13 protein-coding genes are annotated in these 12,455 nt (G+C 65.8%); all 13 read left to right on the top strand.

All coding sequences use genetic code 11. From position 1 onward, the window contains the following. Window positions 1-13: 13 nt before the first annotated feature. The 13 genes from tilS (at window position 14) to ACQR3T_RS14435 (ending at window position 12,419) form a co-directional block, all read left to right on the top strand. Window positions 14-988, top strand: a complete 975-nt coding sequence (tilS, locus tag ACQR3T_RS14375) for a tRNA lysidine(34) synthetase TilS (RefSeq protein WP_428693928.1) — start codon at window positions 14-16, stop codon at window positions 986-988. Window positions 989-999: 11 nt separating this feature from the next. Then, the gene (gene hpt, locus ACQR3T_RS14380; RefSeq protein ID WP_032380712.1) at window positions 1,000-1,551 is read left to right on the top strand and encodes a hypoxanthine phosphoribosyltransferase; all 552 of its coding nucleotides are present in this window, start codon (window positions 1,000-1,002) and stop codon (window positions 1,549-1,551) included. A gap of 303 nt (window positions 1,552-1,854) precedes the next feature. Next, window positions 1,855-4,731, top strand: a complete 2,877-nt coding sequence (ftsH, locus tag ACQR3T_RS14385) for an ATP-dependent zinc metalloprotease FtsH (RefSeq protein WP_428693852.1) — start codon at window positions 1,855-1,857, stop codon at window positions 4,729-4,731. A gap of 149 nt (window positions 4,732-4,880) precedes the next feature. Next, window positions 4,881-5,549 (top strand): GTP cyclohydrolase I FolE, encoded by a 669-nt coding sequence (gene folE / locus ACQR3T_RS14390; protein WP_428693853.1) that lies wholly within the window; start codon window positions 4,881-4,883, stop codon window positions 5,547-5,549. Between the two features lie 19 nt (window positions 5,550-5,568). Then, window positions 5,569-6,417, top strand: a complete 849-nt coding sequence (folP, locus tag ACQR3T_RS14395) for a dihydropteroate synthase (RefSeq protein ID WP_428693854.1) — start codon at window positions 5,569-5,571, stop codon at window positions 6,415-6,417. Next, entirely contained in the window at window positions 6,414-6,863 is a 450-nt protein-coding gene (folB, locus tag ACQR3T_RS14400) for a dihydroneopterin aldolase (protein ID WP_428693855.1), read from the top strand. Before folP ends, folB begins: the two co-directional genes overlap by 4 nt. Then, window positions 6,860-7,369 (top strand): 2-amino-4-hydroxy-6-hydroxymethyldihydropteridine diphosphokinase, encoded by a 510-nt coding sequence (gene folK, locus ACQR3T_RS14405; protein WP_428693856.1) that lies wholly within the window; start codon window positions 6,860-6,862, stop codon window positions 7,367-7,369. The genes folB and folK overlap by 4 nt, the downstream gene beginning before the upstream one ends. Further along, window positions 7,366-7,836, top strand: a complete 471-nt coding sequence (locus ACQR3T_RS14410; protein WP_032380716.1) for a DUF3180 domain-containing protein — start codon at window positions 7,366-7,368, stop codon at window positions 7,834-7,836. The genes folK and ACQR3T_RS14410 overlap by 4 nt, the downstream gene beginning before the upstream one ends. Before the next feature lie 90 nt (window positions 7,837-7,926). Then, window positions 7,927-9,243 carry a DUF6779 domain-containing protein gene (locus tag ACQR3T_RS14415; RefSeq protein ID WP_428693857.1) on the top strand — a complete coding sequence of 439 codons (1,317 nt, stop codon included), beginning with the start codon at window positions 7,927-7,929 and terminating at the stop codon, window positions 9,241-9,243. 114 nt (window positions 9,244-9,357) lie between these two features. Beyond that, window positions 9,358-10,272, top strand: coding sequence for a Rossmann-like and DUF2520 domain-containing protein (locus ACQR3T_RS14420; protein ID WP_032380129.1), 915 nt, complete (start codon window positions 9,358-9,360; stop codon window positions 10,270-10,272). Next, complete coding sequence (gene panC, locus ACQR3T_RS14425; protein WP_428693858.1) at window positions 10,269-11,177, top strand: pantoate--beta-alanine ligase; 909 nt, start codon at window positions 10,269-10,271, stop codon at window positions 11,175-11,177. Before ACQR3T_RS14420 ends, panC begins: the two co-directional genes overlap by 4 nt. 4 nt (window positions 11,178-11,181) lie before the next feature. Next, window positions 11,182-11,613: an aspartate 1-decarboxylase gene (panD, locus tag ACQR3T_RS14430; protein WP_032380718.1), complete on the top strand. Its 432-nt coding sequence runs from the start codon at window positions 11,182-11,184 to the stop codon at window positions 11,611-11,613. 5 nt (window positions 11,614-11,618) lie between these two features. Further along, on the top strand, window positions 11,619-12,419 hold the full coding sequence (locus tag ACQR3T_RS14435; protein ID WP_032380131.1) for a type III pantothenate kinase: 801 nt from the start codon (window positions 11,619-11,621) through the stop codon (window positions 12,417-12,419). Window positions 12,420-12,455 lie beyond the last annotated feature (36 nt).

A 12,455-nucleotide genomic window follows, 5' to 3' on the forward strand; every position in this document is an offset into this window, starting at 1 on the left:
CCTACCCGAGGGAGTGGAGCCCGCGGAACGACCCAGAAGGCCCGAGGGCCCCGCGTTGCTCGAGATCAGGCATGCGGTGCGGGCGTGGCTCGGTGCGCACCCCGGTCCGGTTGCCGTTGCGCTGTCCGGTGGCGCGGATTCGCTCGCCTTGACGGCCGCGAGTGTGGCCGAGGCCCCGAACGTGCGTGCGCTGATCGTTGACCACGGTCTTCAGGAGGGTTCGGCCGAGGTCGCGGCAACGGCGGCGGCGCGGGCGCTGGAGTTGGGTGTGGTCGACGCGCGCGTTCTGCCGGTGCACGTCACCGGTTCGGGCGGAACGGAAGCAGCGGCCCGCAGAGCCAGATACGACGCGTTGAATCTCGCCCGCGGCGACGCGTCGGTGCTGGTGGCGCACACTCTCGACGACCAGGCCGAGACGGTGCTTCTGGGATTGGGCCGCGGATCGGGGCCGCGGTCGATTGCGGGCATGACGGCGTTCGCCGCACCGTGGGGCCGTCCGCTGCTCGGAGTCAGGCGGGCGATCACCCGGGCCGCGTGCGTCGAGCTGGGGCTGGAGCCGTTCGAGGATCCGCACAACACCGATACCGATTTCACTCGGGTGCGGCTGCGCCACGAGGTGTTGCCGTTGCTCGAGGACGTGCTGGGCGGCGGCGTCGCCGCTGCGCTCGCGCGGACGGCCGAGCAGTTGCGTGAGGACGGCGACGTGCTCGACGCGCTTGCCGGGTCCGTTGCAGACACCGACGGACCGGACATCGAGGTCTCGGCGATCGAGACGCTCGCCCCCGCAGTACGCCGCCGCGTCCTGCGCCGGTGGTTGCTCGGCCGGGGAGTGACGTCATCGACCGATCGACAGCTCCGAGCCGTCGACGCCCTTGTCGTACGGTGGACTGGCCAGGGCGGGGTTGCCCTGCCAGGCGGAACGCCCGACGCCAGGTTGGTGTGCTCGCGCCGACGTGGCAGGCTGAGCGTCGGCCTGGAGAACGAATGAAGGGAAACCCCGTGTACGAGGGCGACATCGAATCGGTTCTCATTTCCGAGGAACAGATCAAAGCGCGCACTGCGGAACTCGCAGAAGAGATCGCCAAGCGGTACCCCGAAGGCTCCCCTGAAGGCGACCTGCTCCTGGTCGGTGTCCTCAAGGGCGCGATCATGTTCATGACCGACTTCGCCCGGGCCCTGCCCATCCCGGCGCAGCTCGAGTTCATGGCGGTCAGCTCCTACGGATCGTCGACGTCGTCGTCCGGTGTCGTCCGAATTCTCAAGGACCTCGACCGCGACATCACCGGACGCCACGTGCTGATCGTCGAGGACATCATCGACTCCGGTCTGACGCTGAGCTGGCTCAAGCGCAACCTCGCGACCCGCTCGCCTGCCTCGCTCTCGGTGGTGACCCTGCTGCGCAAGCCCGACGCCATCAAGGTCGACGTCGAGGTCGCGAACGTGGGCTTCGACATCCCCAACGAATTCGTCGTGGGATACGGCCTCGACTACAACGAGCGCTACCGAGATCTGCCGTACATCGGCCTGCTGGACCCCAAGGTCTACAGCTGAGCCGAGTCGTTCGGTCCACCCGGTTCGCGTGAACCTCCCCGCGTGAATGGACCATTGCCGCGCCGACACGTATGCAATGGTCCATCGATGCGGATAGGGTGCCGAAGAGGTGGGGAACTGCCGGGGGAGTGCGGTCGTTGGAGGGGAAGAAGCGTCGACGCAAACAGGTGCGTGGACGCAGAGCGCCAGGTATGAGCGAGTCAGATGTCCGAGTCTCGCGCTAGCCTGGAGTATCCGGCGGGCAGGGAGCAGCCAGCGCGCGGGAGCGGACTGAAAGGACACGGCCGAGTCGGCTGAAGCTGTATGAATCGGAAGACAGTAATACGAAATCTTGCCATCGTTTTCGGCATTCTGTTGGTGATCTATGCCTTCAGTTACTTCGGTAACGACACGCGGGACTGGAAGACGGTCGACACCTCGGTGGCGATCGCCCAGCTCGACGATCGCAACGTCGAGTCCGCGCAGATCGACGACCGTGAGCAGCAGGTTCGGCTGACCCTCAAACAGGCTGCCGATGGCACGGACAACGAAACGAAGATCATCGCGAAGTACCCGGATTCGGCGTCCGAGCAGATTTTCGACAAGGTCGATTCCCAAGGTCTCGAAAGTTACAACACCACCGTCACTCAGGAGAGCTGGTTCAGCTCCTTCCTGCTGCTGATTCTTCCGATGGTCCTGATCCTCGGCGTGATCATCTTCGTGATGAGCCGCATGCAGGGTGGCGGTCGCGGCGGAGTCATGGGCTTCGGCAAGTCCAAGGCCAAGCAGCTGACGAAAGACATGCCCAAGACCACCTTCGCCGACGTGGCAGGTGCGGACGAGGCCGTCGAAGAGCTGTACGAGATCAAGGACTTCCTGCAGAACCCGGCGCGCTACCAGGCGCTCGGTGCCAAGATCCCGCGCGGCGTGCTGCTCTACGGCCCTCCCGGAACCGGTAAGACCCTGCTCGCGCGCGCCGTCGCAGGCGAGGCGGGTGTCCCGTTCTTCACCATCTCGGGCTCGGACTTCGTCGAGATGTTCGTCGGTGTCGGTGCATCCCGAGTACGCGACCTCTTCGAGCAGGCCAAGCAGAACAGCCCCTGTATCATCTTCGTCGACGAGATCGACGCCGTGGGTCGCCAGCGCGGCGCAGGTATGGGCGGCGGTCACGACGAGCGCGAGCAGACGCTCAACCAGTTGCTCGTCGAAATGGACGGCTTCGGTGAGCGCACCGGCGTGATCCTCATCGCCGCGACCAACCGCCCCGACATCCTCGACCCCGCGCTGCTGCGTCCGGGCCGCTTCGATCGGCAGATCCCGGTCGGTGCCCCCGACCTGGCCGGCCGTCGAGCAATCCTGAAGGTGCACTCGGCAGGCAAGCCCGTTGCTCAGGACGCCGACCTCGAGGGTCTCGCCAAGCGAACCGTCGGAATGTCGGGTGCAGACCTGGCCAACGTCATCAACGAAGCGGCACTGCTCACCGCGCGTGAGAACGGCACCGTCATCACCGAGGCCTCCCTCGAGGAGTCGGTGGACCGCGTCGTCGGTGGTCCGCGTCGCAAGAGCCGCATCATCAGCGAGCACGAGCGCAAGATCACCGCGTACCACGAGGGTGGACACACACTCGCCGCGTGGGCGATGCCCGATATCGAGCCGGTCTACAAGGTCACCATCCTCGCGCGCGGTCGTACCGGCGGCCATGCGATGACGGTGCCCGAGGACGACAAGGGCTTGATGACGCGGTCCGAAATGATCGCTCGTCTCGTGATGGCCATGGGCGGCCGCGCGGCGGAGGAGCTCGTTTTCCACGAGCCGACCACCGGTGCGTCATCCGACATCGACCAGGCCACCAAGATCGCCCGCGCGATGGTCACCGAGTACGGCATGAGCAGCAAGCTCGGAGCCGTTCGGTACGGGCAGGAACAGGGCGACCCGTTCCTCGGCCGTTCGATGGGCCAGCAGTCCGACTTCTCGCACGAGGTCGCCCGCGAGATCGACGAGGAGGTGCGCAAGCTCATCGAGGCTGCGCACACCGAGGCGTGGGCCATCCTCAACGAGTACCGCGACCTGCTCGACACCCTCGCCTCCGAGCTGCTCGAACGTGAGACGCTCACCCGCAAGGACCTCGAGAAGATCTTCCACAGCGTCATAAAACGCCCGCGGATCACCCTGTTCAACGACTTCGGTGACCGCAAGCCCTCGGACAAGCCGCCGGTCAAGACACCGCGCGAACTCGCCGCCGAGCGCGGCGAGCCATGGCCTCCGGTGCCGCCGGCTCCGAAACAGCTTCCGCCGCAACAGGTTCCGCAGCCCAGCTACTCCGGTTCGCCGCAGCTGAGCAAGGGCGGCTACCCGAACGGAAGCAACGGATACAACGGCGGCCCGGTCAACGGTGCTCCGACGAACGGCGCTCCCACGAACGGTGCCCCGACGAACGGTGCCCCGACGAACGGTGCCCCGACCAACGGTGCCCCGACCAACGGGATTCCGAGCAACGGTGCCACGAGCAACGGCGGCCCGATGCATGGTGGCGGCTACAACGGCGGTGGCCCCAACGGTAATTATGGTGGTGCTCCCAACGGTGGTGCTCCTAACGAGGGCGGCTACTCCGAGGGCTATCGCAGACCGGAACCACGGCCGGCCCCCAACTCGGGTTCACGGCCCGATTACGGCGCTCCGGCAGGATGGTCTGCTCCGGGATGGCCGCCGCGCGATCAGCCGTCGGTCCCGCGCTACCAAGGCCCGACCACTCCACCGGCCCAGAACCAGCCGACTCGTGAGCAGCCGGAATCGGATCGGCCGGAACAGAATCGGTACGAGCCTCCTCAGGGCCAGCCGACCTACCGACAGCACCCGACGTATCAGCAGCCGCCGTCGTACCAACCGCCGACCGGCCAACAGGCTTACCAACCGCCGCAGTATCAGCCGGATCCGTTCCGGCCGGATACGCGGGATCAAGGTCGGACGTCTCGACACGCGCCTCCGTACGGCGAGAACGCGGACGTTTCCGCCCACGAGGAGCCGTCGGCTCCGTCGTGGCAGGTGCCCGGTCCGTCGCAGAACTACCCGCTTCCCGGCGACGACCGTTCCGGCGACACTTCGTCCGAGGATTCGCGGCGCGACGAGCGAGACGGCGACGGCGACGGCGACGAAGGTCCGCAGACGCACCGATGGGAAGGGCCGGGGGGTTCGTACCGCTAGGCCTGTCATTAGGCTTGCTGGGTCGATCGTGACGGTCGGCCCAGCACGTCGTTCGAACTGTGTTGGGCTCATCCGCAATTGTTCTCTTCGGACCGTTGCAGGTGGGCCCAGCCGTCACATTCGTGAAGCCCAAACGGAGGTACGTTCACGTGTCAGTCAATCGGACCGACGAGTCGACCAGCGGCTCGGCAGAAGTCCCGGCAGTCGAGCAGCGAGCGGTAGAGCAGACGGTTGCCTACGCCACCGGGGCAGTCTTCGACCAGCCTCGCGCCGAAGCCGCAGTACGTGAGTTGTTGATCGCCGTCGGCGAGGATCCCGATCGCCCCGGCCTGCTCGACACCCCGGCCCGCGTCGCACGTTCCTACCGCGAAATCTTCGCCGGGCTCTACACCGACCCGGACACGGCGTTGAATACGACGTTCGACGAGGGACATCAGGAACTGGTACTCGTCCGCGACATCCCGATGTACTCCACATGCGAGCACCACCTGGTCTCGTTCCACGGCGTCGCACACGTCGGATACATCCCCGGCAAGAGCGGCAAGGTCACGGGCCTGTCGAAACTGGCGCGCGTGGTGGACATGTACGCCAAGCGCCCTCAGGTGCAGGAACGTCTGACCAGTCAGATCGCCGACGCCTTGATGCGCAAGCTCGACCCGCGCGGAGCGATCGTCGTTATCGAGGCCGAACACCTGTGCATGGCGATGCGCGGAATTCGCAAGCCGGGGGCCAGCACCACCACCTCGGCCGTGCGCGGTCTGCTGCAGTCCAGCGCGGCATCGCGTTCGGAAGCACTGGACCTGATTCTGCGGAAATGACGCGACCGGTCGATACCCGATGAGTCTTGCGAGGAGTATCCCGTCGGCCCCCGTCGTCATGGGCGTTCTCAACGTCACTGCCGATTCCTTTTCCGACGGCGGTCGGTACCTCGACGTCGACGCCGCCGTCGAGCACGGGTTGGCGATGCATCGCCGCGGAGTCGACGTCGTGGACATCGGTGGTGAATCGACGCGTCCAGGGGCCGACCGAATCGATCCGATTCTCGAGGCCGAGCGTGTGGTGCCGGTGATCGCAGCGCTGGCCGCAGAAGGCGTGGTGACCAGCGTCGATACGATGCGCGCCTCGGTCGCCGAGGCCGCCATCGAGGCGGGCGTGTCGATAGTGAACGACGTGTCGGGCGGACGAGCCGATTCGGCCATGGCCGGGGTGGTCGCGGACGGCGGGTTGCCGTGGATCCTGATGCACTGGCGTGCCGCCGGGTCCGAGTATCGGCACTCCGGTCCGGCCGACCGGTACGACGACGTGGTTGCCGACGTACGCAGCGAACTACTGGAACAGGTCGATCGTGCGGTGGCCGCGGGGGTCGACGAATCGGCGCTCGTGCTCGACCCCGGCCTCGGCTTCGCCAAGAACGCCCAGCACAACTGGCAACTGCTTCGCGGCCTACCCGAGCTGGTGGCGGCCGGTTTTCCGGTACTCGTCGGTGCCTCTCGCAAACGCTTCCTCGGGTCGCTTCTGGCCGACGAAGACGGTTCGCCTCGACCGCCGGACGGACGTGAGATCGCCACGGCTGTCGTATCGGCACTCGCCGTCGCAGGCGGCGCATGGGGTGTGCGGGTGCACGACGTCCAGGCGTCACTCGACGCGGTCGCCGTGGTGAAGGCATGGCAGGGTGATCGGGCATGAGCGAGAGCAGTGGCCCCAAGATCAGTGGCCGCGAGATCAGTGGCCCCAAGGTCAGTGGCCGCGCCGGTCTCGGAACGCGTCGCAGCGACCGCATCGAACTACGTGGCCTGACGGTGCGCGGCAATCACGGAGTCTTCGACTTCGAGAAGCGTGACGGTCAGGACTTCGTCGTCGACATCACCGTGTGGATGAATCTTCGTCCCGCAGCCGAGACCGATGATCTGACCGAGACGCTGCACTACGGCGAACTGGCCGAACGTGCCGCGGCCGTGATCTCGGGACCTTCCAGGGACCTGATCGAGACGGTCTCTGCCGAGATCGCCGAGGTCGTGCTGGCATACGATTCCCGCGTCGACGCGGTGGAAGTAGTGCTGCACAAGCCGTCTGCCCCCATCCCGCTGTCATTCGAGGACGTGGCCGTGGTGGCGTACCGGGAGCGGATGTGACGCGTGCGGTGCTGTCGATCGGCAGTAACATCGGCGACTCGATGGGCCACTTGCGTTCTGTGACAACAGAATTGGGATCGCGACTGGTGGCCTTTTCGGCCGTGTACCGATCTGCGCCCTGGGGTGGCGTCGAGCAGCAGGATTTTCTCAATGCGGCCCTGGTGGCCGAGGACGACGCGTACGACCCGTGGGACTGGTTGCGCCTGGGGCAGCAACTCGAGGAAGCGGCGGATCGCGTTCGAGTGCAGCGGTGGGGGCCACGCAGCCTCGACGTCGACGTGATCGTGTGCGACGACGTGATCAGCGAAGACCCTCGACTGCTACTGCCGCATCCCCGCGCGCACGAGCGGGCGTTTGTGCTGCTGCCATGGCTGGACGTCGAACCCGACGCCACCTTGCGCGTCGGTGACGAGGATGTGCCGGTGACCGAGTTGCTGTCGCGATTGAGTGCGGAGGAGCGTGCCGGAGTCGTACGTCTCGACGGCATCGGTGATCGCCTGTGGTGACCAATCCCACCAAGGTCGGGGATGTCTTGGGTATTTTCCTGGTCGCCTCGGTCGGCACTTGGCTGCTGGTCCGGGTTTTCTACGGTTCGTTGCCGCCGATTCCGGTGTACGCCGGGGCGTCGTTGTATCTGGTGGCGGTGGTGGAAGTGGTGACCGCGGTGATCGTCCGCAATCGCATCGCGGAGCACCGCGTGGGCACCGGTCTGCACGATCTGAATCCGTTGACTGTCTACAGGGCACTGGTGCTGGCGAAGGCATCGATGCTGGTGGGGACGGCTGTCGCCGGGGTGTGTGTCGGATTTCTGGTGTATGTGATGCCGCGCGCCACGACGGTGCGGGCCGCGTCGTCCGATCGGGTCGGGGCGATGGTGGCGCTGGTTGCGGGAGTGGCCGTCGTCGGTGCCGCGGTGTGGCTCGAGCAGTGTTGCCGAACCCCGAAAGATCGGGACGACGAGCGTTCCCGGTAACGCACGAAACATTTGATTGTTACCTCGGTTGTGTAAGCGATCGGCCGAGGATGACTATTTGCGAACGGGTTGCCAGTTACCCTTGTGAACATGACAGATCAGACTCGCGCAAAGAAGGGGCGCCGAAACAGGCGTAGTGCGAGCCAGCTGTTTCTTGCGGCGCTCGTCGTGTTCGGCATCGTCGCCAGCGTGTTCCTGTTGTTCACCGAGAGTGTCCAGTGGATGAGGGTCGGCGTTCTGTCGGCGCTGTGGGCTGCCGTGATCGGTGCTTTCGCAATGACCAAGTACCGTCGGGAATCGGCTGCGGACCAGACCAAGGCCAAGGATCTGCAGACGGTCTACGAGTTGCAGTTGGCCCGTGAAATTTCGGCACGACGCGAGTACGAGATGAGCGTCGAGGCCCGGGTTCGTAGCGAATCGCGAATGGAGATCGACGAAGTCGCAGCATTGCGCAACGAACTCGCCGCGCTCCGCCAGAACCTGCAGGTGCTGTTCGACGGCAATCTGCCGACCGAACGTGTCGCGTTGCGGGCCGAGGCGATGAGAATGCAGGAACTCGGCGGTCGACGATACGACAGCTACCAGCCTGCGCCGTCCGGCTTGTACATCCCCGGTGGTGGGAACAGCAACGGTGTCGGAACTCCCTACGACGAGCCGGTCACGGCCGAGACGTCGGTGGTGTACCCCGAAGGACCGGACGAGATGCCGCAGGCCACCGCCGCGCACGCTTCGTACGCCGAGAACTCGTTCGAGACCGAGGAGCCGAGCTACGACGCGACGGCAACGGCGGTGGACGAGGCCGGTGCTTTCGAGCGCCCGGCAGCGCGGCCGCGTCCGTACGGCGCGCCGAGGCCGGCCGCGCGAGTCACTCCGCCCAGCTCGCCGTTCACGGCGTACAACTTCGAGCAGACGCGTCCGCCGGCAGCGGAGCCGGACGCGCAGGACTACGAACCTCGGCCCGCCGCGGAAACGTACGAGGCCGAGGCCGACGTGGCCGAGGAATACCAGGCCCCCGAGTACCAGGCCCCCGAGTACTCGACCCCCGTCGAGCCTCATCAGCCCGAGTATTCCGAGACCGAGCCTGCAGCGGACTACGTTTCCGGTCCTGCTTACGGATCGGACTCGACCCAGGACGGCGACCCCTACCCGGCGTCCCGCAGTGCGCTGCGTGAATCGGCGGATGCGTTCTTCTCGGCCGATCGTGACCACGAGACTTCGGCTGCGGATACTTCCAGTTCGCCTCGGCGCGGTCGTAGGCGCGCAGAGTCGACCGACGAGGATGCCACCGGCGCACACTCGAACGGCCGATCCGTGGCCGAGATCATGGCCGGTCTGGCCGGCGGCGACTCGGCCGACATGACGACCACCGACGCAGGCACCCGTCGTCGTCGCCGTCGCGCAGACTGAGAACCAGATCACACCGGTTTTCCATGGCACCGTCGGTGCCGCTGTCGCTATTGTTCCCTGCAGGACGTCTGGTACCCGCCGAGCGGGACTGGAACGAACGAGAGGAAGTTTTCGGTGACCTCATCAGGGTTCACTGGTGGTCTGTCTCCAGCTCGATTGACGGTGGGTGTCGTCTCGGCCGGGCGGGTAGGTACTGCATTCGGTGAGGCGCTCGAACGCGTCGGACACGTTGTCGTCGGTGCTGCCGCTGTGTCGGACGCGTCGCTCGCTCGGGTGCGCGACCGTTTGCCCGAGTCGCAGGTTCTGCCGGTCGACGACGTCGCTCGCCGCGCAGAACTGCTCATTCTTGCTGTGCCGGACAGCGAACTGGCGTCGATCGTCGCCGGCCTGGCAGCAACGGGAGCGGTGGCGCCCGGCAAGTTGGTGGTGCACACCTCCGGTGCGAACGGCGTCTCGGTCCTCGAACCACTGGCCGCCCTCGGTGCCGTGCCTCTCGCGATCCATCCGGCCATGACTTTCAGCGGCAGAGCCGAGGACACCGACCGGATGACGGCTGCGTGTTTCGGCATCACCGCCAGTGACGAGATCGGCTACGCCGTCGCGCAGGCTCTGGTGCTCGAGATCGGCGGCGAGCCGGTGCATGTGGCCGAGAACAATCGGGCGCTCTACCACGCTGCGCTCGCGCACGGTAGCAATCACCTCGTCACCCTTGTGGTCGACGCGGTCGAAGCGCTTCGAGTTGCGTTGGCCGGACCGGGTTTTCCTGGCTCCGACGCCGAACGTGGTGTGCCCGAGCGTGTTCTGGCTCCACTGCTCGAAGCTGCGCTGGACAATGCACTGCGCAACGGGCAATCGGCGCTCACCGGCCCGGTGGCCCGAGGCGATACCGCCGCCGTCGGTAAGCACCTCGACGTGCTGGGGACCGTCGATCCTCGAATCGCTGCCGGGTATCGGGCGCTGTCTCTTCGCTCTGCGCAGCGCATCGGTGCCAGGGCAGACCTGATCGAACTTCTGGAAGGGAAGCAATGACCCTCGCGGGTAGCTACACCAAGGGGCAGTTGACAGTTCACCACGATCCCGCGGTGATCACGTCGGTGTCCAAGGCCCTACGGGGTGTCGGGAAGCAGGTCGCGCTGGTGCCGACCATGGGCGCGCTGCACGCAGGTCACTTGCAATTGGTACGCCAGGCCAAGCTCACCGGCGCGGTGGTCATCGTGTCGATCTTCGTCAACCCCCTTCAGTTCGGGGTCGGCGAGGATCTCGATGCCTACCCACGAACCCTCGACGCCGATGTCGCTCTGCTCCGCGAGGAGGGCGTCGAGCTGGTCTTCGCGCCGTCGGTATCGGACATGTATGCGTCGGGTCCGCGCACCACCGTCAATCCCGGACCGCTCGGCGCAGAACTCGAAGGCGGCAGCAGGCCAACGCATTTCGCGGGCATGCTCACCGTCGTCGCCAAGCTGCTGCAGATCGCGGCTCCCCATCGCGCGTACTTCGGGGAAAAGGACTATCAGCAGCTGACGCTGATCCGGCAGATGGTGCGAGATCTGAACTTCGACGTCGCCGTCATCGGGGTACCGACGGTCCGCGAGCAGGACGGTCTCGCACTGTCCTCGCGTAACCGGTATCTCGATGCCGAGCAGCGCGATGCGGCGATGGCGCTGTCGGCCGCGCTGGTGGCCGGGGCACACGCTGCGGCGGGCGGCACGGAGGCCATCATCGCCACTGCGCGTGCGGTCCTCGACGAGGCACCGCTGGTGCAGGTCGATTACCTCGAGGTAAGAGACCCGCATCTCGGCCCGGCTCCCGAGCGCGGAGACGGCAGACTGCTCGTGGCAGCCAAGGTGGGCACCACGAGATTGATCGACAACGTCGGTGTCGCCGTCGGCACGGGCTTTCTTGAATACCCCGACGATCCCAAAAGTGGAGAGTGACACGATGTTTCGTACCATGATGAAGTCCAAGATCCATCGCGCCACCGTCACGCATGCAGACCTGCACTACGTGGGCTCGGTGACTGTCGATCAGGATCTGATGGAGGCCGCCGATCTGCTCGAAGGCGAGCAGGTCACCATCGTCGATATCGACAACGGGGCTCGGCTGGAAACCTATGTGATCACCGGTGAGCGCGGCAGCGGGGTCATCGGAATCAACGGAGCTGCAGCGCATTTGGTGAACCCAGGTGACCTGGTCATTCTGATCGCCTACGGGGTGATGAACGAGCAGGAAGTAGCCGACTACGCGCCTCGGGTCGTGTTCGTCGACGAGAAGAACCGGCCGGTCGAACTCGGCAGCGACCCGGCTCATGCGCCTGCGGGCTCGGGTCTGATCACGCCGCGCGATCTGCGGGCCGATTCCGTGCTGGTCTGATTTCGATGCTCCTCGCGATCGATGTGCGCAATACCAGCACCGTGGTCGGGCTGTTCACCGGCACCGGTGATCACTCGAAGCTGCTGCGGGACTGGCGCATTCGAACCGACCCTCATGTGACGGCCGACGAGCTGGCGTTGATGTTGCGTGGGTTGCTCGGAGCCGATTCGGAACAGATCACCGGTATCACCGCGCTGTCGACGGTGCCGTCGGTGCTGCGAGAGATGCGCACCATGCTCACGCGCTACTGGGATCATGTGGTACACGTGGTCGTCGAACCCGGCGTCCGGACCGGTGTTCCGCTGCTGGTGGACAATCCCAAAGAAGTCGGAGCCGATCGGATCGTCAATACCCTTGCCGCGCATGATCTGTACGACTCGGCGTGCATCGTGGTGGATTTCGGCACCACCACCTGCGTCGACGTCGTATCGGCCAAAGGGGAATTCCTCGGCGGTGCCATTGCACCCGGCCTCGAAATGTCGGCGTGGGCGATGTCGACCCGCACCGCCACGCTGCGCGAGGTGGAGATGGTCCGACCGCGGTCGGTACTGGGCAAGAACACCGTCGAATGCATCCAGTCGGGCACCATCTTCGGGTTCGCGGGCCTGGTGGACGGTCTCGTCGGACGGATCAGGCGCGAGGTGCCGGAGGTTACCGGTAAGGACGTCGCGGTCATCGGCACCGGAGACATCGCGGCGCTGATCCTGCCCGAGTCGACCACCATCGAGCACCACGAACCGGACCTGACGCTCGAGGGGCTCCGCTTGGTCTACGAACGCAACATGGCAAAGCGGCGGCCACGCTAGATGTTTCAGTGGCGTCCGCGCTGAATGCTTCGGTGA

The organism is Rhodococcus sp. IEGM1428, assembly GCF_050321865.1.
Taxonomy (GTDB): domain Bacteria; phylum Actinomycetota; class Actinomycetes; order Mycobacteriales; family Mycobacteriaceae; genus Rhodococcoides.